The sequence below is a fragment of the Clostridium estertheticum genome (assembly GCF_018861295.1).
Taxonomy (GTDB): domain Bacteria; phylum Bacillota; class Clostridia; order Clostridiales; family Clostridiaceae; genus Clostridium_AD; species Clostridium_AD estertheticum_D.
On record NZ_JAHLDM010000003.1, the window covers coordinates 265,767 to 287,915 of the forward strand.

Here is a 22,149-nt window from a genome sequence, read left to right on the forward strand (position 1 = left end):
ATTTAACCTTGTTTACACCTTCTAAAAATTGTAGTATATTATATACTAACTACAATAATTTTATTATTGAAAACTTACCTAAATTATTTAAAATTTATACGAAGGGGTGATAACCATGGGAAATTTTACAACACCAAATTATACTCACCTTGAGGATATTAAATTTAATATATCTGACTTAGAAAATTCATATTACGGTGGCAGTCAGTATTGGTTCCCAAAAAAACTTAATAAACTTAGTGGTTGTGGTCCAGTTGTTGCTGCTAATATAACTGCATATTTAGCTCAAATATTCCCAGATAAATACAGCAATTTATACCCGTATAAGGGTATTATTAATAAAAATGATTTTATCCTGCATATGATTGAGATTAGAAAATATGTAAAGCCAGGAATCTTTGGACTTACCTCTGTTCAGCAATTTTCAGATAATGTTTTAGATTTTGCAAAAAAAAGAAATGTATCTTTAACGCCTCATATTTTAGATTATAGTGCTAATAGTATTGATGAAGCTGTAACCTTTATTTTAGAGGCTTTATCACAAAGACTTCCAGTAGCCCTCTTAGTTCTTAAACATCCAGTAAAGGAATTTAAAGAATATGCTTGGCATTGGATGACTATAACTGGCCTAGAGCTGAATTTGAAAGACAATATATATTACATCTCGGTATCCACCTATGGTGAACATCGAGAGATAAACTTAAATATGCTTTGGAATCAAAGACGTGCAAAAGATATAATTAGGCTCGCATATTTCATCTAAGAGTTCACCTTTTATAATCTCTTAAGACTTATAACTTTAAATAAGTCCTATGAGATTATTTTTTGTGCCATAAATTTTTTATACTTATTTTAATTTAACTTATAGCTATTTATCTTTAATATTACTTTTAGAGAATGTTTTTGTTAAATATGATATAAAGAATCCAAAAATTATAAATCCTACTGGACCACCATAATTTTTTAAAATTGGAACTATTGCTTCTGAGAAGTTCTTAGCTCCTGCAATATTTCCCCATCCTGCTCCAAAAAATGCTAATATACCTAATACAAAAACAACAGTTGAAGCTATTATTACAGCTGCTTTTGATTTTAACATTACAAATGGAGGTACATTACCTTTAAGTCTAAATGCTAAATATGCAGCTGCAAGAACAATATAAGGTATTGCAAGTGATAAAGCTGACAACGTAGTTAATAGATTAAAGAATTTATCTATATTGTTTAATCCTGCAAGTGGTACTATTATTAATACTAATAATATGATGCATTGAACCCAAAGTGCATTAACTAATGTTCCATCCTCACGTTTTTTTGTTAAAAAATTTGGGAATGTTCCACTAGGAACTTCTGAGAACATAGCTCTAATTGGAGATTCCAGCCATACCACATATGCTGCTACAGATGATATAGTTAAAATAAATGCATATATTTGAACAAATATTTTACCATTTAAACCCCAGTTTTCTGCTAATATCTTATAAACAACATACCCTGAATCTTTAACTCCAGCTTTAGTTATTAACTCAGGTGATGCAACTAAACATATTGCAAGTGATCCAAGTATATATGCTCCTGCTACAAATGTAGTAGCAATGATAACAGCCTTTGGGAAAACTTTTTTAGGATTTTCGACATCCTTAATATATGTCCCTGCCACCTCAGCTCCAGCAACAGCAAGAATTAGCCATGAAAATGTTGAAAAATAACCTGCATCAAATTTAGGAATGACTGTTCCTGCGGTAAAAGCTGTAGCTGATGGTTGTTTTCCAACTAATACTCCAACAACTGCAAATAATATAAATACAACTGTAACAGCTAAAGTTAATTTTCCACCTAAATCACTTATTTTAGAGAATCTTTTAACTCCGGTTGTAGCAATATATGTTAATGCTATTGCTAGTCCCATACCTATATAAGGTAATAAATATGCATTGGCATCGTTAAATCTATTTTCTCCAAAAAGAGTCCAAGATATCATTACTGGTATTCTCGCAAAAACCATTTGCAAATAGAATAAATTAGCAACAAAGTAGGACCAAGTGCCAATAAATGCCCATTTGGGTCCAATTGAGCATTCTATCCAGTTGTATAACCCACCCTCTTTGTCTTTATTAGCAGAAGCAAGTTCTGCTATCATTATTGACAAAGGTAAAAAGAATAATAATGCAACTATAAGCCATGATGGAATAGCCGCTGGTCCAAGTGTAACCGCATTTGAAGCAATATTCCCAAATCCGAAAGTTGGAACAAAAATTAACATTACTAACGTCCATAAACCGAGTTTTTTTGTATTTTTCATAATTTCACTCCTTAATTTTAGAATCCCCCTATACCATTCTATAAAATGCGTTAAATCCCTCTAAGTAAACTCAATTTAATTCTTTACACCATACAAAATACAAAACAAAACAGGCAAATTCAAAGAATTAGCCTGTTTTTATTATAACTTATAAAAAATTTATGATTTTATATGTTCCATCACTATTGTCTTCTCTCTTATCTTTTTTATTTCTAATTTTGCTCCCATTTTCTAATGATCCAATATCAGAATGCTTTTTAATAAGTTGGTCTTTTATACTATGGCTTTCCTCTATATTATTTAGAACCTCCGTAACATCATTGTTTTCATTATAATATATATTGTTATTATTTGACATACAAATCCCTCCTCATTTCTTTAAAGCAATAGTATTATTTTAGGCTTTTTTCACCGCTGTAATACTATGAAATTTTTGGAATTTATATATTAAAATAATAAATACTAAAATTCTTTACATTTATAAATTTTTAGAAATTTTTTTCTCTGGTAATTCACCATCTATTCCTAAATAATAGTGACGAATCGGCTTTAAATTATCATCCAATTCATATACAAGTGGGACTCCAGTAGGTATATTCAAACTTACAATGTTGTCACTCGATATATTATCAAGATATTTGACTAAAGCCCTTAAAGTATTTCCATGTGCAGAAATTATAACCTTCTTACCTACTTTTATTTGAGGTACTATCTCTTGAAACCATTCTACCATAACCCTCTTTATAGTATCCTCTAAACTTTCAGTTTTAGGAATCTCCTCTTCTCTTAATGCTTTATATTTTAACTCTGATCCAGGATACCTTTCATCCTCAACCGAAAGTTCTGGTGGCCTTACATCTACGTATCTTCTCCATTTATGGACTTGTTCATCTCCATATTTTTGCGCCGTCTCTGCCTTATTTAAACCTTGAAGTGCTCCATAATGCCTTTCATTTAGCTTCCATGACTTATATACAGGAATCCACATTAAGTCCATCTCATGCAAAACAATCCAAAGTGTTCTAATTGCCCTTTTTAATACAGAAGTATATGCTATGTCAAAAATATACCCATTCGCCTTAAGTATTTGACCAGCCTTTCTTGCCTCAATTAGTCCATTCTCTGATAAATCTACATCTGTCCAACCAGTAAATCTGTTTTCTTTGTTCCAAAGACTTTCACCATGTCTTATTAATACAAGTTTAATCAACATAATCACTCCCTACTTAATTAAATATTTCTATTATCAACCTATGACAAACTACTTCTTAGTGCTTCTCTTTACTTTAAATATAATATAATAGATTATGCTTATTATAACACCACTTGCTTATTACTTTATACTCAAAAATATAATACAGTAAAAAAATAAGCTAAAAGTATGGTATTAAACTAATACCATACTTTTAGCTCATATATTTATATACTAACCCTTCACACTACCTACTGTAAGCCCACCAACAAGATATTTAGACAAACAAACAAATAATATCATTACGGGGACAGCTGTAATTAAAGCACCCGCTGAATATATACCCCATGCAGTTGAAAATTGTCCTTGCATACTTACAAGCCCAACAGGCAACGTTAATTTTCCTGCGTCATTTATGATTACACTTGCCACTATATACTCAGACCAAGCTGCCATAAATGAAAACAATGCAGATAATGCAACAGCTGGTTTTGCAAGTGGTAATATTATTTGATAAAAAGACCTAAATATTGAAGCACCATCTACATAGGCACTCTCTTCAAGAGACTTCGGAATGGTATCATAGAATCCCTTCATCATCCAAATATTAAATGGAATTGCTGTAGATACGTAAATTACTGCCAATGCAAAATAATTATTTGTCATATTTAACTTAATTATCATTAAATATAAAGGTAACAAAGTCATAGCTAATGGAAACATCTGGGTAACTAAAAGCAAAGATAATCCCATCTGTTTACCTCTAAATTTAAATCTAGAAAATGCATACCCGGCTGTAACAGAAAGAATTATACTAAAAGCGCAAGAGAAAGTTGATACAATTAAGCTATGAATAAGCCAATTTAACATATCATATTGTATAAACGCTTGCTTAAAATTATCAAATGTTGCATTCGCAGGTATTATACTTAGCGATTTAGTAAATAATGCATCTGCCGGTCTTAAAGATACTGTTAATATCGTTAAAATCGGATATATAGAGCATATACATGCAATTATTAAAATTGCATATATTAGTGTTATTTTTAAAGGAGAATCTCCTCTATTAAATTTTGCTTTAAATTTATTACTTTTCATGCCTTTCACCTCTAATCTTCTGATTTTTGAGCTCTAATAAAGAATGTACTAAATGCTAACAAAATCAAGAATATAATTACTGAAAGCGCTGCTGATTGACCATACCTGAAATATTGGAACGCTCTCTTAAATACCATAGTTATAAGAATCTGAGATTCATCTGAAGCTGAACCACTCGTAATTATATATATTATATTAACCATATTAAATGTCCATACTGTTCCAAGGACTATAGCCGGAGTAAGTATTGGTTTTAAAAGTGGTAAAGTTATACTTTTGAATTTTTGTAAACCTGTTGCTCCATCAAGATCCGCAGCTTCATATAATTCTTCTGGAATACTTGAAAGTCCGCCAAGTGATATCATCATCATAAAAGGAATTCCAAGCCATATGTTAGTTATTATGCACCCTACAAATGTCCAGCTCGGTACAGATAACCAAGGAATAGCTACCACGTTACCAAAAATATGTGATAAAATAATATTAACAGAACCGTATTCAACATTATACATACCTTTCCATGTCATTGCAGCAATATATTGTGGTATTGCCCAAGGTAAAATAAGCAAAACTCTTATAAATGCTTTACCCGGTAATTTTCTGTTTAAAAGTATAGCGAAAAATAATCCAAAGCTAACATGGAAAACCACATTAATAACAGTCCATAATATAGTTCTTATTAAGGTTGAATAAAATAAACTATCAGCAAGTATATTTTTGTAATTATCAAGACCAATCCAAGGATAATTCTGACTTTTTAAATTTAGTAAAGTTACATTCTTAAATGAAATTATAATTTCATATATAAGTGGATAAGCAACAACAAGTACTAAAACTATAACAGCTGGTGCTAAAAAAAAGAAAGGTGTCATCTTACCTTGTCCTATTCCTAAACTAACATTGCCTTTTTTCTTTTTTAATTTTTTAACAGTCCCCTTCATGCCAAAACTCCTTTCTTTAAAATAAAAGAGGATTTCTCCCCTTTTATAAATATATTCTATAAACCTAAAGCTTTAATTCCTTCCTCAGCTTTCTTTTGCATAATTGCTCCTGCATCTTCAGGTTTTGTTTTTCCTGACAATACATTTTGCTGAACTGGTTTAATAGCATCCCAAATAGCTCTCATTTGTGTAATATTTGGCATTGGTGTTGCTTTAGACAATTGATCCTTTTGCCCTGCTATTAATGGATTTCCAGTAATCTTAGCATCTTTTATAGCCTCAAGATTAGTCGGAATTTGTTGATGTGCATCAACCATCTGTAACTGCGCATCTTTTGAGTTTACAAACATAAGGAACTTCTTAACTGCAGCCATTTTATTTGCGTCCTTTACTCCTGCTGATACTGTGTATCCTTTAACAGCAGAATAAGGTGCTGGAGATTTACCATTTATCGTAGGTATTGACATTATGCCTAAATCAATTCCAGCTTTCTTATAATCTGCAAAACCCCATGGTCCGTTGATTATAAATGCTGCCTTTCCACCTTTGAATAAGTTGTCAGCAACTGTTGCATCAGATTCTTTAGGAATTAGACCTTCGCTGTGTATTTTTTTCATGAAAGTCATCCACTGAGTAACAGCTGGTGTATTTAGTGTTGGTTTAGGTGAAGCCGCATTAACATCGTCAAATACTTTACCACCATAAGCCCCTAAGAATCCAATTGAGAAAAATGGTTCAACTTCATTAAATACTAAGCCATAATCAACTTTACCTTCTTTTTTAAGTTTTAGTCCCATTGCTTCTAATTCCTCAAAAGTTTTAGGTGGAGTTTTTACTAGTTTTTTATTGTAAGAAACCAAAACTTCATTACCATTTCTATCTGGAATCATATATTGTTTTCCTGTAAACTTACCAGCTTCTAATGTTTTAGGGTCTAATGTTTTCATGAAATCTGCTCCAACAATAGTATCAATAGGTTGTACTAAACTACCTGGAACAAATACTCCAAGATTATCATTTGGTGATAATACAATATCAGGTCCTGTTGTACCTAGTGATGCCGTTGAGAAATTTTTTCTTAAATCTTCAGTCTCATAATGTGTTCTTTTAACTGTTATAGTTGGATTTGCAGTGTGAAAATCAGTAATTAATTTATCAAGTGCCTTTTGTGCACTCGCATCATCTTGTTCCCAGAACGCTAAACTTACTGGTTTACTTGAATCTACTGATGATGATTTATCAGCCGCCTTACTACCACACCCTGCAAGTGTTCCTACTACTAATGTTGATATCATTGCAATAGCCAAAATTGATTTAATCTTTTTCATTTCTTTACCCCCCTAAAATTTGTGAAAATAAAAATTCAGGAATTACTTAAATACTTTTTAAATGAATTATCGTTTTTAAAAAGTTTGAAACCGTTTGTAATTTTCTATGCAACCGTTTGCCTAAATTTATTTTACTATTAATTTCTTTATATGTCAAACTGAATTTTAAAAATAATTATTTTATTTTCAAGTTCTAATTTACCCTGCTCAACATAATTATTATTACTTCCTATTTTTTCGCGCAAACGAATGCATAAAATGATAAAAAATATATACATCTTATATAATATTGAATATTATATAAGTATGTATTATGTTTTTGTCCAATTTGATTAATTATTTATATCTATAATGTCTATTTAACGTTTACTTTCATTTTGCTCACTAAAAATACTAATTTGATTTAAGTGATTCAAAATTTGAAGATAGTAATCTGACTTTATTTGAACCGATGAGATAAGTTTTTCAAGATATTCTCCTTCAGTTTTAGAACGCTCACCAACGTTAGTCAAGTTTTTACTTATTTGCTCTATTTTTTGAATATTTAAATTTTGTGATTCTTCAACTTCTTGCATATTTCCATGAACACCATTTTCGGCTATTACAATATTATCTAAAAGACTAATAGACTTATCAATATTCTGGAGTGTATTCGTCATAACTGTTTTGCCCTCAACAGATTTGTTGTTTAATGAGCCCATAATAACATCCATATTTTTCAATGCATCCATTATATCTGTTGCACTATTTTTAGTTGATTGGGATAATTTTTTAATCTCATTTGCTACAACAGAAAAACCACGCCCAGCTTCCCCTGCTCGAGCAGCTTCAATGGCAGCATTCAATGAAAGAAGATTAGTTTGACTGGCAATACTCGTAATAATTGTTGCAAAATTGTTAATATTAGTATATTGGCTTTGCATTTGGCTAAAAAGATTCAATAAACTTTCAAATACTGTAGAAACATTATTCATTTCATTCGCTAAATCGTTAATTCCAGACTTAGCGTAACTAACCTCCTCCGAGGAATGACTTAAACTACTAAAAACTGTAGATACTTGCCTTTGGGTATCATAGGCATTTTGGGATAATAATTTTAAATAAGCTTCTACTTCTTCAATTTGGTTTGTTGTACGTCCAGTACCATTTAGAAGATCAGAAAAACCGAAAGTAATTGTGCCTTCTTCTTTAAGTAAATTATGAATTTGTATATTAGTTTGGTCCGCTAGTTCAAAAATTTCTTCTAAATTTTTGAACTTTGATGATTTAGAATTAGCTTCATTCAATAAAGGAGATGGTTGAACCTGTTTATTTAAGCTCCCATTTTTATTTTTAAATTTTAATACCATGTTATTATGCCTCCTATTATTCTACTAGTAAAAGTACCATAGTTTGATTAAAGTGATTTTGGTAGAATTGTTCACCATAACTAACAAATCCTGTTTGATTTTCACATAAAGATAAGAGGTTCGAACTTACATTTCCCCATAAATTTTTATCTAAAAACATTAAAGAACGAAGAATACAATTTATTGATAAAACAAAACTTGGTTTAAACACAGCAGATGTCACTGTTTCCTTCATAACTAAATTATAATTAGCAGGCTGTAAAACTTCAACAAAGGTATTAGGAAGTATTTGGCAATAAAATGCAATTGATTTATCTGGATTAACCTTCATAGGTGACGCTATATAAATTTCCCCTTTAGAAACCTTCCCTAATGGATTGTTCATGAAATGATTAGGTAAATCAGCTTCTTTAATTCCTAACATTTTGGCATATTCTACAGTCGCTAAATTATTATTAAAAGTTTTTACAGTACGTTTAATAGGATCTGCATCAGTAACCAATAATTTTTTTCCTGAAGGGATATAAATATTTTCTTTAATTAGCTGTGTTCGTTTTTTCATATCAAAGAAAATAGCAACACTATGTACTTCTTTCTTACCAATATAAATCAGAGTTTTTTCAAATTTGAGATTGTCGCCAGCACTTCCTCCAATAATTTTAAAGTTAGGGTCTGCAAAATAAAAAGTAGTAACTATACTTTCTTCCATAGCAGCTAGACCATCACATAACAATAGGGTAAAAGCATTAGGATTATTTTTTACTTTTTCATATGATTTTTTTAGCTTATAAAGGCTTTTGGCCGGTGGATACATTATTTCAACAATTTCAGCAATCTCTGAATCATATGAAAAACCCGTAATTACATTATCTTTATATCCTTTAGGAGAAAACTCACCCGAAGTTGAGCAAAGAATAACGTTATCTGGGGCAGTTGTAGATAAACTTTGAATTAATGAAATACCTGCAAAAATAACAAATGAAAGGTCAGAATGACACCCTATATAATCAAGAGTTTCTGTAGGGGTAGAGAATAAAAAAGAGTTCATTAATTTGCGCCTCCTATGAATTTTTTTGTTGAATCTCTTTCTACTAATTTTGTATCAATAATATAATTATTGATATCTTGCTTCTCATTTTCTAATTTGTTTATTAATAGCTTAACTGCATAATGGCCTAATTTTTCAGAATTGATATCAACTGAAGATAATGTTGGGTTTCGAAATGCTGCAATTGGTGTATTATTAAAACCAATAATTGAAATATGCTGGCCCACCACTTCACTTATGGCTTTTGATGCACCAAAAGCTATTAGATCATCAGTGGTAACAACAGCTGTAGGTCTCCCTTTACTTAATATTCTTTTCATAGCATCATACCCACTATTTTCTGTAAACTCAGCTACTTGGACCATATTTTCATCAAATTTTTCTCCGATATTCTCCATAGCTCTTGTGTAACCTTCTAATCTATTTATAGTTACATTAAGTGTAGGTGAACCTCCTATAAATGCAATCTTTCTCTCACCCTTTTGTATAAGATAATTGACAACACTGTACATAGCATGAAAATTATCATTATCAACCCATAAAACCCCCTCGGCGTTTTCTGGTTTACCTATTACTACAAAAGGATAATCTGCTTCTTTCAAATAAGCAATGCATTTGTCATCCTTTCTAGCTACAGCCAGAATAATTCCGTCAACTCTTCTACTATTTATCAAACTCGCTATGTGTTCTACTTCTTGGTCTTCGTTATTACTATATGTATACATGATATAATATCCTTTTTTCTGAGCATAATGACTTATGCCTCTCATAATCTGAATAAAAAAAGGATTAACAAATAAATCTTCATCAGTGTTAGGTAATATAAGTCCTATAGTCTTTGTTGTTTTACTAACTAGGCTCCTAGCTATTGCGTTAGGATGGTAATCCATTTCCTTCATTGCTTTATATACTCTTTGTTTTGTTTCATCGCTAATTCTAGGATTATCTGCAATTACTCTTGAAACTGTTGATGGTGATACATTTGCGAGCTTTGCTACATCTTTTATAGTTACTGACATGTTACCTTCACTTCCCAATTTGTACAAATATTCTATGCTTATTATATTATTAATTGTGATATTAATCAAGGTAACGCATGCAAATAGTGCCACATTCTAAAGTAGCTAAGTAGAATGATATTTTATATATATTACAGCGATAATGACGTTAATAAAAAATAAATAAAATTATTTTGTGCAAACGCATTCACAAATCTATAATTTTATATTATTATATAAATATAGATGTCAGTAAAATAAAAATAAAGGAGACTTATATGCGAAACATTAAAGCAATTATTTTTGATTTAGATGGCGTATTAGTTGCTACTGCTAAATATCATTATTTAGCATGGAAAAGGCTAGCAAAAGAGTTAAACATTGAATTTTCTATAGAAGACAACGAGAGACTAAAAGGCGTAAGTAGAATGAAGTCCCTAGAAATCATTCTTGGGATAGGTGGCATTACATTAGATAATGATGCAAAAATTAAACTAGCAGATAAAAAGAATATCTGGTATGTGGAATATATCTCTAAACTAACCCCCGCTGATATTTTACCTGGAGTTATAGACTTTTTAAAAAGTATTAAACTAAATGGATTAAAAATTGCCTTAGGTTCTGCAAGTAAGAATTCTATGCTTATCCTTAATAACTTAAAATTAACGGATTATTTTGATGCTATTATTGATGGCACAAAAGTTTCTAGCGCAAAACCAAATCCTGAAGTTTTCTTAAAGGGTGCACTAGCACTAGAAGTATTACCTTGTCAGTGTATTGTATTTGAAGATGCCCAGGCTGGAATCGACGCTGCAATTAATGCTGGAATGTACTGCATCGGTATAGGTTCTAAAAATATACTAAAAAAAGCTAATTTAGTCCTTTCGGGATTTTCTGATATGACTTTTGATAAATTGGGACTATTAATTGATTAACTATGAGACTAGCAAGGGGGATTTTAATGAAACATTATTATGAACTTGACGAATGGAACATTATTGAAAAAGGATTTGATTCTAATAATAACGAAATATCTGAGAGTATTTTCAGCTTAGGTAATGGGTTTATGGGACAAAGAGCAAATTTTGAAGAAGAATATAGCGCAAGTACTCTTCCTGGAAACTATATAGCTGGAGTTTACTATCCTGATAAAACAAGAGTTGGTTGGTGGAAAAATGGATACCCAGAATATTTTGCTAAGGTTTTAAACTCAACAAATTGGATCGGAATAAACATTAAAATTAATGACCTTACTTTAGATCTTGCTAAATGCAGTGTTCGTGAATTTAAAAGGGTTTTGAATATGAAAGAAGGATATCTGAAAAGAAGTTTTGTGGCTACACTCGAAAATGGAAATGAGATTGAAGTAAATGCTAAAAGATTTATAAGCATGACCAGAAGTGAGATAGGTGTTATAAAGTATTCCATTAGGTTATTAAATTTCAGTGGTAAATTAGAAGTTTCACCTTACCTTGATGGAAACGTTGTGAACTGTGATTCCAACTATGATGAAACATTTTGGGATGAAATTGCAAAAGGTGTCAAACCATATGAAGCATATGTGATGTTAAAAACTAAGAAATTAGATTTCCACATATGTACAAGCATGACTTTCGAGCTAACTAAAAATGGTGAAATAATTAAACCAATTGTAACACTTAATGAAAGCGAAAAATATGTTTCAAATACTGTCTCAGTCGATTGTTATAAAAATGATGAACTTATAATTTATAAATATGTTGCAAATACCTCATCAAGATATTATAAAATACCAGAATTAATTAAAATAACTAGAGAACTTGTTAACATGGCTAAAAAAGATGGATTTGAGCTGCTTCTAGAGGAACAATCTAATGCTTGGAGTGAAAAGTGGAGAGAAAGTGATATAGTTATAAAAGGTGATGTATCTGCTCAGCAAGGCATTCGCTTTAATATATTTCAATTAAATCAAACCTATACAGGAGAAGATTCTAGACTAAACATAGGGCCAAAAGGTTTCACAGGTGAAAAATATGGTGGTGGCACCTACTGGGATACTGAAGCTTACTGCATTCCTTTCTATTTAAGTACAGCAAAGGAAAAAGTATCAAAGAATCTTTTATTATATAGATACAACCAATTAGGCAAAGCCATAGAAAATGCAAAAAAATTAGGTTTTAAAAATGGAGCAGCGTTATATCCAATGGTTACAATGAATGGAGAAGAATGCCATAACGAGTGGGAAATAACTTTTGAAGAAATTCATAGAAATGGAGCCATAGCTTATGCTATATATAATTACGTAAACTACACTGGCGACAAGTCTTACCTTTATGAATTTGGTCTTGAGGTGCTTATATCTATATCAAGGTTCTGGGCTCAAAGGGCAACTTTTTCAAGCAAAAAAAATAAATATGTAATTTTAGGTGTTACTGGACCTAATGAGTATGAAAATAATGTAAACAATAATTGGTATACTAATAAAATCGCCTGCTGGACGCTGCAGTATACCCTCAAGGTTATAAATTATTTAAGTGAACATGAAAGTAAAATATTAGATGAACTAAAATCAAAGGTTAATTTTAAGGATGATGAGATAATTAATTGGAATGATATAACTAAGAACATGTACTATCCTCGTGATGAAGAACTTGGAATTTTCCTTCAACAAGATGGTTACATGGATAAAGAGCAAATATTAGTTAAAGATCTAGATAAAAAAAATATTCCAATAAATCAAAACTGGTCATGGGACAGAATACTTCGCTCATGCTTTATAAAACAAGCTGATGTACTTCAAGGTATTTATTTATTTGAGCAGGAATATGACATAGCCACAATTAAAAGAAATTTTGATTTCTATGAACCAAGAACTGTACATGAGTCGTCCTTATCCCCATGCATTCATACAATACTCGCTGCTAAAATTGGAAATCATGAAAAAGCTTATGATATGTATTTAAGGGCATCTAGACTTGACCTTGATAATTATAATAATGACACAAAAGACGGCTGTCATACAACTAGTATGGCTGGAACTTGGATGGCAGTAGTACATGGTTTTGGTGGGCTTCGAGTTATTAACAACAAGTTAATCTTAAACCCATTTATTCCAGATCATTGGTGCTCATGTTCCTTCAAAATAATGTTTAGAGGTGCACTTTTAAACATTAAATTTACTAAAGAAACCATTCAAATACAAAACGAGAATGAAATACCCGTAAACCTATTAGTCTATGAAACTGATTATTGTTTAAATGGAAATGATTTATTAGAAGTTAAACTACCATAGATATAAATCCTTTTCTACAAAATGAATTTAATTACAAAAGGTATAGCAAAACTCTGCTATACCTTTTATCTATATAAGCCTACTGGCATTTCATTTATTAATTTTTTTCATTAGTTCTTCTATTTGCTTTGCCGGGATCGGTTTATAATAGTAATAACCTTGTATTTCATCGCATCCTTCCTTTTTCAAAAATTCTATCTGCTCTTTGGTCTCCACCCCTTCAGCAATCACCTTTAATTCTAAGTTTTTAGCTAACGCAATTATAACCTTAATTATTGCTTCATCTTTATTGTTTATATTTATACCTCTAACAAACGAAATATCTATCTTAATTTTATCAACTGGTAATTGTTTAATATAATTTAAAGAAGAGTATTCTGTACCAAAATCATCTATTGCAATTTTTACCCCAAGTTGTTTTAATTGCTTTAAAGATTCAATGATGTACTCTGTCTCCTTCATGATTATATTTTCTGTTATTTCTATTTCCAAATCATTTGGTTCTAACCCTGTTTCCTTTAAAATTGTGATAATATCTTCAATTATTTTTGTGTTTTGAAATTGATTCACTGAAATATTAACTGCTATAGGTACATTTAAAATACCCTTATCTTTCCATTCTTTGTTTTGTCTACATGCAGTTTTAAGTACCCATTCACCTATTGGCAATATCAAACCTGTTTTTTCTGCTATATGTATAAAGTCTATTGGATTTACCCTTCCAAGTTCTGTATTGTTCCATCTTATTAAGGCTTCCAGACCAATTATTTTACCTGTTATTAAACTAATTTGTGGTTGATAAAATAATTCTAGTTCATTTCTCTCTATTGCCCCAAATAAACTCTTTGTTAACTTCATCTCTTCAACTAAACTTTCCTTAATAATTTCAGTACAAAGCTCAAATTTGTTCCTACCTTTTTCTTTTGCCTTATACATTGCGATATCAGCATTTTTTATTAATGTTTCTACATCACTACCATCTATTGGATAAATGGACCCACCAATACTAGTAGTTATATATAAATCAGTATTATCTATTATAAATGGTTTTTTAAGATCAGTAAGTATTTTTTCTGATACAGCTTTAATCTCTTCGTCGTTTTTTATATTTTGAATCAGAATGAGAAATTCATCTCCTCCAACCCTACAAACTGTATCACTTTCCAACATTGTGTTTGTTAACCTCTTTGAAACCATTTTTAAAAGCTCATCACCTTTTGCATGTCCCATTGTGTCATTTATCCTTTTAAAGGAATCTAAATCAAGGAATAATACTCCTAGGAAACTTTTGCTTAGATCCGCATTAAAAATCCCCTGATTTAATCTATCAATAAATAATGTTCTATTTGGTAACCCCGTTAAGAAATCATAATACGCTAATTTTTTGATTTTAAATTCCATATCTATACGTGCACTTATTTCACACTCGAGTTCTTCATTAGAACTACTTAACTCCCTAGTTCTCTCCCCCACCTTAATTTCAAGTTCAGCATATGATTTTTTTAACTTTTGCTGAACATGTTTAATTTCAGATATATCCTGAAAAATGCAAACAATCCCCAGTGAATCTCCCCACTCATCCTTTAAGACTGAAGAAGACAAGAGTATTGGTAATTTATTATTGTTACTTTGTAAAATTTCAATTTCAAAACTACTACAGTTTGTTAATTTAGATAATTCTATTGTATCTGCGAATAAATAATTTATAGGTTTATTAATTATCATACTTTTATCATAACCTAATAATTTAAGTGCTCCTTTATTAATATCTTTTATAATACCCTCATGATTTGCAATAATTAACCCTTCCCTCATTATTTTCAAAACCTCTAGAGCAAAATTTTCAGGATTAAGGTCCATTAATTTGTATTTTTTAATAGAATACCATACTCCAATTACAGGTATTACAATAATTATAATACCAATACACGGCATAAATGGCCTTCTAATCATTGGAATTAGACTATCTGTAATTCCACCTGCAACAACTGCAATAAAAGTTGTTACCAATATAAGTTTTGCCTGTTTTCTATCCCTTACTATTTTTGAATTCCTCCACCACTTAAATAATAAAAATATAACTGAAATTATATAAGAAAACCAATATATATTGAAAAAATTCGACCAAATAAACCCCTTATTTTTTGATGCTATATAAGCCCAACCTAAATTTGTTTCAACAAAGTTTTGCGATGTTTCTGTATGGAAAACATAAAGATAAATAGATATTATTGCTGGTAAATATAAAATTATATGAGCGAATTTCTTTTTAAAAAAAGCGCCTTTATTAGTTAAAATAATTATAAAATTTAAAAATATACAATAAAAAATCGACCAAAAAAATGTAGCATATAAATAAAAATCACTTGCAGCTTTAGCATTCCTTGAACAATTCATCAAGAAGACCATAAATGACCATAATGCCAAATTTATGGCCATTACAGAAAACAGTTTATTTAATTCATTTTTTGAATCATTTAAAAATGTAATGATACCCAAAATCACATATGTAATTCCACATAAAAAATATAAAGTTGTTAAAATAACCATGTATTACTCTCCCCCAGTTAGTACTTTTTCTAATTCATTTATAAAGTATACCATAATACTTACAAATTTTATCTCTACTTATCTTTTAAAATAAGCAAAACTCCCCTTCTTAAGTTTAAGAAAGGGAGTTTTGTTGTATTAATTAACAAAATAATTATATTTAGATATTAAAATTTCTGGGCTACTTTCCTTGCTTCGTTTATAGCATTTTTCTTTATTTCATTTGCTTTATCTGGAGCCTCATTCATGCCTTCTACAATAATTGATTGTTTATTTGTAATCCCAATAAAATTTAATATTGTATTTATATATCTGTCTCCTAATTCAAGATCAGCAGCGGGTCCAACAGAATAAACGCCTCCTCTAGCCTGAATATGAACTGCTTTTTTATCAGTTAAAAGTCCAATAGGACCATTTTGTGTATATTTAAATGTCTTATTAACTATACATATATTATCTAAATACGCTTTCATCATTGGAGGTATTGTGAAATTCCAAAGCGGTGTAACAAATACATATTTATCAGCAGCTATAAATTGGTCTAATAAATTATTCATAGCAACCACTTTATTCTGTTCTTCTTTATCTAACTTTTCAAATGTAACTCCTGCTCCAAGTTTTCCCCAAGCACTGAATACTACCTCATCAATAAATGGAACCTCTGTTTTATATAAATCTAAAGTTATTATTTCATCAGATGGATTAGATTTTTTATAAGCTTCTAAAAATTCATTTCCTACAGCTAAACTAAACGAATTTTCCTTAGTTTTTGGATTTGCAGTTATATATAATATTTTTGACATTTTTACATTCCCCTTTTCACTCTTTACTATATTTTTTAAATTTAAATAATTAGTATTGTTTTAATATTAATTTTATATGCTCCAATGCTTTGTTACATAAAGTAACTTATATACTTTTTGTAATCAAATTACTTTATATTGTTATAATACATTAACATACTTACTTTTGTCAAGTAAGTATGTTAAAATAATTATAGGAGATGATTTAGCATGGATAAATTTCATTTATGTCCAAGATTTGAAGCAGCTTTTCAAATTTTAGGAAAACGATGGACTGGATTAATTATACGTTCCTTATTAAGTGGTTCAAAAAGATTTTCAGAGCTACAAGAGATTATTCCAGCTCTAAGTTCTCGTGTACTTACAGAAAGATTTAAAGAATTAGAAGAACTAGGCATTGTTACTCGTAGTGTTTACCCAGAAATGCCTGTACGTATAGAATATGGACTTACCGAGAAAGGCAAGGACTTAGAAAAAACTATGGATGAAATCCAAAAATGGGCAGAAAAATGGCCAAATAAGTAATTATTTTTATATACCCTCTAAAAAATTAGAGGGTATATTTATTTTTTATCATATAAACATAGTAAACATATAATTTTATTAACAACTTTATATTAAAAAATACAATTTGTTATTGACTTCATGAAATTAATAAAGTAGAATGGTTTTGATAATCATTATCAAATAAGAAGTTAACAGAGGAGTTTTTACATGATTTTTATCTATTCTTTAATTTTCGCTTTACTATTATCGTTAATTCTCACATCAAACATTAAAAAAAATTATTGGACTTATTATTTAATTTCCATATTTATTGGAATCATTACTACTGTTTATGAAGTTCTTAGAATAACTTCAGGTGTCAAACTTTATGGATTTCCTCTCTTCCTAGAAAAAATATTTATAAGAGGTTATATTTCCATAGCATTTTTTATTTTAGTAATGTTTGCAGGTGCTCTAAATCCTAAATGGAAAATAACAAGAAAACTCCAAAGCATAAGGGCGGAACTCGCAATTATGGCCTCTATATTTATAATACCTCATGCTCTTATTTATTTTGTTCGCTTCATAGTACTTAAACTTCCAAAAATGTTTACCACAGGTGTAATACCAAAATTATATATAGCTTATATTATTGTTGGGATTATAGCATTTGTTATAATGCTTCCCTTATTTATTACCTCATTTAAAAAAATTAGGTCTAAAATGCAAAGTGGAAAGTGGCGAAAATTGCAAAAACGAGCATATATATTTTACTTTCTAGTGTATGTACATATCCTGATTATAATGGTAAATGAAAAAGAAATTGATCTGTTAAAATTAAGTAGTTACACAATTATATTTGGTACATACACAATTTTAAGGTTAATTAAATATAAAAATAATAGACAATCTAAATTAAAAATTGCTAGTTAAGTTATCTCCTGCGGAGCTGCAATATTAAAAACTAATAACTAAATATTATATTTAGTTATCAGTTTTCTCCATATGATAGGTGTACCATTTGCTAATTAATACTTTAAAACAAGCAGCAACTGGTACCGCTATCATCATACCTATAAGTCCCCATACACTTCCACCTATTATAATTGCAAGCATAGTAAATACCGGATGTAGTCCTACACTGTCTCCAACAATTTTCGGTGCAAGTAATTTATTATCCACCTCCTGGACTACAATCATGCCAACAACTGCCCATACTGCTCTAATAGGTTGTCCACTTAGTAACGCAATAATTACTGCGAGAATAGTTCCAACAACAGGACCTATATATGGTATCATATTACAAATACCTGCAATAATCCCTATTATTAAAGCATAATCGATTCCAACAAAATACAATACGATAGCTGATAAAACGCCTACAATGCAAGCCTCTAATAATTGACCTCTTATATATTTATAAAAGGTAATATCTATAATTGATAAAATTTCTTTTAATTTATTTCCCACTTTACTTTTCCCAAATATGAGATTAAAAGTTTTTTCCCATAAATCCATAAAGTATTCCGAGTCTTGTATTAAATATATACTCAATACTAAAGCTATAAAAAATGAAGCTATATTGCCACCTATAGATAAAACAGAATCTGTCATTACTCCTATACTTGTCGTAAAATATGTCTGAACATAACCTACAATTTTAGTTATTTTATCATTTAGATTTCCTAACATTGAAATATTTGAGTTTTGTAATTTCTCAGTGATTGAACTAACTGACAACGCTGGGTTATTTAAATATTTAGTAAGATATTCTGTCATATTAGTTATAGTTATATTATTAGAAAGCTTTCCACCAATCATAATGTATATTCCACTGATAAGAGCTGCAATACCAGCTATTGCCAAAACATAAATTGCTAAAATTCCTACTAATCTTCTAGGAGCTGCTCGTTTAAATATCTTTCTCTTTTGCAAGAAATTTTCAATAGTTTTCACACCTGGCTTCAACAAGTACACAATTACCAATGCCATAAGAAGTGGTTTTACAAGTCCAATAATTTTCCCTATAAAGCTTGATAAAAAAGAAAATATAGCACCTATATCATTGAAAATCGTTATACCCATATAAATTAAAAGCACTGTCCCCGCACCATATAAACAGTATTGTAATAATTTTTTATCTATTTTCATTTGTATCCCCTTTCTTCTATAGCTACCTTACTTTATAACTTTAGCATAAATTCTCCATAAATTCATTGTTTTTATTTTAAACCTTTAAAATCCACATTTATTTTAGTATAATATCTATTATAAAGCTTAAAGAGGAGACGGTGATTTATGTATTGTTCTAAATGTGGTTGTGAGATAAAAGATGGCGCCAATTTTTGCTTTAAATGTGGTAATAAAAACACAAAACAAAGTATAATAAATCCTGAAAATATTTCAACTATACCACTCGCCACTACTTCAAAGGAAATTAATGCTTCAAATGAAATGACTACTTCAATGGCAAGCATCAAAAATCAACCTAATAATACTAAAAAATTTATTATAATTGCTGTTGTAATTGGAGTATTATCAATAGGATGTATTAGCTATTATATTTCATTTTCTAAATTTTCACCCACAACTACTAAAGCTTCAGACACAACTTCTATAAAAAACGAAGTTATTCCTAGTAATAAAACCCCTAATACAAAATCTAAAGCTACTACATCTACAAATAAAGCTGATTCAACTGATTCTTATATTTTTTCTAAAAGCAGTAGTGAAAATCTTTTAGAATCTGATGTATCTAAATTAGTAAAAGGAGATTTATCTTTAGCTAGAAATGAAATCTTTGCAAGGCATGGTTTTGTATTTAAAAGTGAACCTTTTAAGAGCTATTTCAATAATAAGTCTTGGTATAAACAAAATTCTCTTTTTAAGGGAACTGATCCAGAATTAAATGCAAAAGAATTATATAATGTAAAATTAATTTTAAAATATGAAAACAAATAACAAAATTCAGAAAATGATGATAAGGTTATCCACATTTTCTGAATTTTTTGTGGTTTTAGAATAGATTAAAAAATATCTGCTAATCATATACATTACCAATCCGGTTTTCATTTTCACTAATAACTTCAATAAAAGAATCCGCAATTTCTTTATCAAACTGCTTACCACTACATCTTTTAAGCTCTTCAATAGCTTCTTTATAAGTTTTTCTTATATTATAAGGTCTAGAAGACGTCATAGCATCAAAGCAATCTACTACTGTTAACATCCTCACAAGGTAAGGTATGTCTTTTCCTTTTAAATTATCTGGGTATCCATTACCATCGTATCTTTCATGGTGATGCAATATTAGAGGAGCAATTTCCTTAAGTGATTCAACAGATTTTATAATCTCTACTCCATTTACTGAATGTTGTTTCATTATTTGCCATTCATCTGGGGTTAATGGCATGTTTTTATTTAATATTTCCTTTGGAATATTTATTTTTCCAATGTCATGCATATAAGCACCATATATTAATTCCTTTTTATTTTTTTCATTTACTTTAAGTTTATCAGCTAGTAACCTACTATAAATAACTACCCTTTCCACATGACCATATGTATATTTATCCTTAGCATTAATAACACTTATCAGAGTTTTTATTGATGTAATAATATCTATATGTTCACCTTCTGTATCAATTTTTAATTCTTCCAATATAGAAGTATAACTTTCAACTCTATTTTTATCAAAAAACTTAGCCCTATAAAGTGCATCATCCGCACTTTTAAAAAGTTCAATAGCATTTTTAGCTTTACTTGGATAAATTGATGTTCCTATTGAGACAGTCAATTTACCATTTGGCTGATTTTCTTCACCATTAAAATAGGTTACTTCTATCTTTTTTCTTAATCTTTCTGCTAGCCTAATTACATCTTCTTCAGAAGTATTTGGAAGAACTATAACAAATTCTTCTCCCCCATATCTCGCAACTACATCATCTTTTCTAAAACTATTTTTTAATATAAAAGCAACTGACTTAAGTACTTCATCACCCATTTGATGTCCATTCATATCATTATAAATTTTAAAGTAATCTATATCTATTAAAATCATCGCGACTAAATTATTCTCTTTTTCACTAGTTTTCATTATTCCCTCTAATGCATCATAAAAAAATCTATGATTATAAAGCCCTGTAAGCCCATCCTCATTTGCTAATCCCTCGAGCTTTTTTATATGTTCATTTTCTATTCTCACATAAAACCCCAATGGCCATGCAGTAAGTATAAAAACTCCAGCTAAAATTAAATCATTCTCAAAAAACTGATTAACTTGTGCATTAGGTGTACCCATAATAAGATCTAATGCTAATATAAAAATTGAGGAAATACTTGCCACTAACATACCTTGGTTCATACCTTGTTGTAGAGTTGAAGTTATTATAATAAATAAAAACAGAAATTTATAATCACTTGTATTTTTGCCTGAATAAAATATAACAATAATAAAAAACAGAATAAAAACAAGGTTTTCTATGATTTGTACAACTTTAATATATTTAGAATCTATCTTTTTAATAGTCGCCATTGACCATATAAAATATACCGACAATAATATTAGTATTACTATGAAAAATGAAATAAAACTATAATTAGTATCTACTATGACTTCTGCTATGGTATTACCCTTAAAAAAATATCTTAGAAATACCATTCCTGAAAACAATAATGAAGATAACTTTACTATTGACACTATTTCACCAATTTTTTTTTGTTTGTTTTCTTTTAAATCACCCATATTATCACTACCTCATCAAATTCATTATAATAAATAAAA

Annotated in this window: 19 protein-coding genes; 6 read left to right on the top strand and 13 right to left on the bottom strand. The window is 29.6% G+C overall.

What is annotated here, in order from left to right; genetic code table 11:
• Positions 1 to 115 precede the first annotated feature (115 nt).
• On the top strand, positions 116 to 763 hold the full coding sequence (locus KPL54_RS05325; RefSeq protein WP_216105538.1) for a hypothetical protein: 648 nt from the start codon (positions 116 to 118) through the stop codon (positions 761 to 763).
• A gap of 105 nt (positions 764 to 868) precedes the next feature.
• Here KPL54_RS05325 and KPL54_RS05330 read toward each other — a convergent pair whose 3' ends face one another.
• From KPL54_RS05330 to KPL54_RS05370, 9 genes are all read right to left on the bottom strand, one after another.
• Complete coding sequence (locus tag KPL54_RS05330) at positions 869 to 2,302, bottom strand: amino acid permease (RefSeq protein WP_216105540.1); 1,434 nt, start codon at positions 2,300 to 2,302, stop codon at positions 869 to 871.
• Positions 2,303 to 2,450: 148 nt separating this feature from the next.
• The gene (locus KPL54_RS05335; RefSeq protein ID WP_216105542.1) at positions 2,451 to 2,660 is read right to left on the bottom strand and encodes a hypothetical protein; all 210 of its coding nucleotides are present in this window, start codon (positions 2,658 to 2,660) and stop codon (positions 2,451 to 2,453) included.
• A gap of 120 nt (positions 2,661 to 2,780) precedes the next feature.
• Positions 2,781 to 3,512 (bottom strand): 2,3-diphosphoglycerate-dependent phosphoglycerate mutase, encoded by a 732-nt coding sequence (gene gpmA, locus KPL54_RS05340; RefSeq protein ID WP_216105669.1) that lies wholly within the window; start codon positions 3,510 to 3,512, stop codon positions 2,781 to 2,783.
• Positions 3,513 to 3,728: 216 nt separating this feature from the next.
• Complete coding sequence (locus tag KPL54_RS05345) at positions 3,729 to 4,592, bottom strand: sugar ABC transporter permease (protein ID WP_216105543.1); 864 nt, start codon at positions 4,590 to 4,592, stop codon at positions 3,729 to 3,731.
• Positions 4,593 to 4,603: 11 nt separating this feature from the next.
• The gene (locus tag KPL54_RS05350) at positions 4,604 to 5,533 is read right to left on the bottom strand and encodes a carbohydrate ABC transporter permease (protein WP_216105545.1); all 930 of its coding nucleotides are present in this window, start codon (positions 5,531 to 5,533) and stop codon (positions 4,604 to 4,606) included.
• Positions 5,534 to 5,589: 56 nt separating this feature from the next.
• Entirely contained in the window at positions 5,590 to 6,861 is a 1,272-nt protein-coding gene (locus KPL54_RS05355; protein WP_216105547.1) for a sugar ABC transporter substrate-binding protein, read from the bottom strand.
• 359 nt (positions 6,862 to 7,220) lie between these two features.
• The gene (locus KPL54_RS05360; RefSeq protein ID WP_216105555.1) at positions 7,221 to 8,210 is read right to left on the bottom strand and encodes a methyl-accepting chemotaxis protein; all 990 of its coding nucleotides are present in this window, start codon (positions 8,208 to 8,210) and stop codon (positions 7,221 to 7,223) included.
• 16 nt (positions 8,211 to 8,226) lie between these two features.
• Entirely contained in the window at positions 8,227 to 9,258 is a 1,032-nt protein-coding gene (locus KPL54_RS05365) for an FIST signal transduction protein (RefSeq protein WP_216105556.1), read from the bottom strand.
• Positions 9,258 to 10,277 (bottom strand): LacI family DNA-binding transcriptional regulator, encoded by a 1,020-nt coding sequence (locus KPL54_RS05370; RefSeq protein ID WP_216105558.1) that lies wholly within the window; start codon positions 10,275 to 10,277, stop codon positions 9,258 to 9,260. The genes KPL54_RS05365 and KPL54_RS05370 overlap by 1 nt, the downstream gene beginning before the upstream one ends.
• A 257-nt stretch (positions 10,278 to 10,534) precedes the next feature.
• Between KPL54_RS05370 and pgmB the strand changes: the two genes are divergently transcribed.
• Positions 10,535 to 11,191: a beta-phosphoglucomutase gene (gene pgmB, locus KPL54_RS05375; protein WP_216105560.1), complete on the top strand. Its 657-nt coding sequence runs from the start codon at positions 10,535 to 10,537 to the stop codon at positions 11,189 to 11,191.
• Positions 11,192 to 11,217: 26 nt separating this feature from the next.
• Complete coding sequence (locus KPL54_RS05380) at positions 11,218 to 13,527, top strand: family 65 glycosyl hydrolase domain-containing protein (RefSeq protein WP_216105562.1); 2,310 nt, start codon at positions 11,218 to 11,220, stop codon at positions 13,525 to 13,527.
• A 90-nt stretch (positions 13,528 to 13,617) separates the two neighbouring features.
• Here the strand turns inward: KPL54_RS05380 and KPL54_RS05385 are convergent, their stop codons facing one another.
• On the bottom strand, positions 13,618 to 16,077 hold the full coding sequence (locus KPL54_RS05385) for an EAL domain-containing protein (protein WP_216105564.1): 2,460 nt from the start codon (positions 16,075 to 16,077) through the stop codon (positions 13,618 to 13,620).
• A gap of 167 nt (positions 16,078 to 16,244) precedes the next feature.
• Positions 16,245 to 16,880: an FMN-dependent NADH-azoreductase gene (locus KPL54_RS05390; RefSeq protein WP_216105566.1), complete on the bottom strand. Its 636-nt coding sequence runs from the start codon at positions 16,878 to 16,880 to the stop codon at positions 16,245 to 16,247.
• A 210-nt stretch (positions 16,881 to 17,090) separates the two neighbouring features.
• On the opposite strand from KPL54_RS05390, the gene KPL54_RS05395 reads away from it, so the two are divergent.
• Both KPL54_RS05395 and KPL54_RS05400 read left to right on the top strand, forming a co-directional pair.
• A complete protein-coding gene (locus KPL54_RS05395; protein ID WP_216105568.1) occupies positions 17,091 to 17,405 on the top strand; it encodes a winged helix-turn-helix transcriptional regulator in 315 nt (104 codons plus the stop codon).
• Positions 17,406 to 17,594: 189 nt separating this feature from the next.
• The gene (locus KPL54_RS05400; protein WP_216105571.1) at positions 17,595 to 18,299 is read left to right on the top strand and encodes a ferric reductase-like transmembrane domain-containing protein; all 705 of its coding nucleotides are present in this window, start codon (positions 17,595 to 17,597) and stop codon (positions 18,297 to 18,299) included.
• Between the two features lie 51 nt (positions 18,300 to 18,350).
• Here KPL54_RS05400 and KPL54_RS05405 read toward each other — a convergent pair whose 3' ends face one another.
• On the bottom strand, positions 18,351 to 19,517 hold the full coding sequence (locus KPL54_RS05405) for an AI-2E family transporter (RefSeq protein ID WP_216105573.1): 1,167 nt from the start codon (positions 19,515 to 19,517) through the stop codon (positions 18,351 to 18,353).
• A 147-nt stretch (positions 19,518 to 19,664) separates the two neighbouring features.
• On the opposite strand from KPL54_RS05405, the gene KPL54_RS05410 reads away from it, so the two are divergent.
• Entirely contained in the window at positions 19,665 to 20,327 is a 663-nt protein-coding gene (locus KPL54_RS05410; RefSeq protein ID WP_216105575.1) for a YARHG domain-containing protein, read from the top strand.
• Positions 20,328 to 20,406: 79 nt separating this feature from the next.
• On the opposite strand, the gene KPL54_RS05415 is transcribed toward KPL54_RS05410, so the two are convergent.
• On the bottom strand, positions 20,407 to 22,110 hold the full coding sequence (locus KPL54_RS05415) for an HD-GYP domain-containing protein (RefSeq protein WP_216105577.1): 1,704 nt from the start codon (positions 22,108 to 22,110) through the stop codon (positions 20,407 to 20,409).
• Between the last annotated feature and the right edge of the window lie 39 nt (positions 22,111 to 22,149).

Coding starts and splice junctions, on each gene's coding strand:
- KPL54_RS05415 (WP_216105577.1), bottom strand. CDS start 22,110: ATGGGTGATTTAAAAGAAAACAAACAAAAAAAAATTGGTGAAATAGTG.
- KPL54_RS05325 (WP_216105538.1), top strand. CDS start 116: ATGGGAAATTTTACAACACCAAATTATACTCACCTTGAGGATATTAAA.
- KPL54_RS05405 (WP_216105573.1), bottom strand. CDS start 19,517: ATGAAAATAGATAAAAAATTATTACAATACTGTTTATATGGTGCGGGG.
- KPL54_RS05360 (WP_216105555.1), bottom strand. CDS start 8,210: ATGGTATTAAAATTTAAAAATAAAAATGGGAGCTTAAATAAACAGGTT.
- KPL54_RS05395 (WP_216105568.1), top strand. CDS start 17,091: ATGGATAAATTTCATTTATGTCCAAGATTTGAAGCAGCTTTTCAAATT.
- KPL54_RS05350 (WP_216105545.1), bottom strand. CDS start 5,533: ATGAAGGGGACTGTTAAAAAATTAAAAAAGAAAAAAGGCAATGTTAGT.
- KPL54_RS05365 (WP_216105556.1), bottom strand. CDS start 9,258: ATGAACTCTTTTTTATTCTCTACCCCTACAGAAACTCTTGATTATATA.
- KPL54_RS05410 (WP_216105575.1), top strand. CDS start 19,665: ATGTATTGTTCTAAATGTGGTTGTGAGATAAAAGATGGCGCCAATTTT.
- KPL54_RS05390 (WP_216105566.1), bottom strand. CDS start 16,880: ATGTCAAAAATATTATATATAACTGCAAATCCAAAAACTAAGGAAAAT.
- KPL54_RS05355 (WP_216105547.1), bottom strand. CDS start 6,861: ATGAAAAAGATTAAATCAATTTTGGCTATTGCAATGATATCAACATTA.
- KPL54_RS05335 (WP_216105542.1), bottom strand. CDS start 2,660: ATGTCAAATAATAACAATATATATTATAATGAAAACAATGATGTTACG.
- pgmB (WP_216105560.1), top strand. CDS start 10,535: ATGCGAAACATTAAAGCAATTATTTTTGATTTAGATGGCGTATTAGTT.
- KPL54_RS05385 (WP_216105564.1), bottom strand. CDS start 16,077: ATGGTTATTTTAACAACTTTATATTTTTTATGTGGAATTACATATGTG.
- KPL54_RS05330 (WP_216105540.1), bottom strand. CDS start 2,302: ATGAAAAATACAAAAAAACTCGGTTTATGGACGTTAGTAATGTTAATT.
- KPL54_RS05345 (WP_216105543.1), bottom strand. CDS start 4,592: ATGAAAAGTAATAAATTTAAAGCAAAATTTAATAGAGGAGATTCTCCT.
- KPL54_RS05370 (WP_216105558.1), bottom strand. CDS start 10,277: ATGTCAGTAACTATAAAAGATGTAGCAAAGCTCGCAAATGTATCACCA.
- KPL54_RS05380 (WP_216105562.1), top strand. CDS start 11,218: ATGAAACATTATTATGAACTTGACGAATGGAACATTATTGAAAAAGGA.
- KPL54_RS05400 (WP_216105571.1), top strand. CDS start 17,595: ATGATTTTTATCTATTCTTTAATTTTCGCTTTACTATTATCGTTAATT.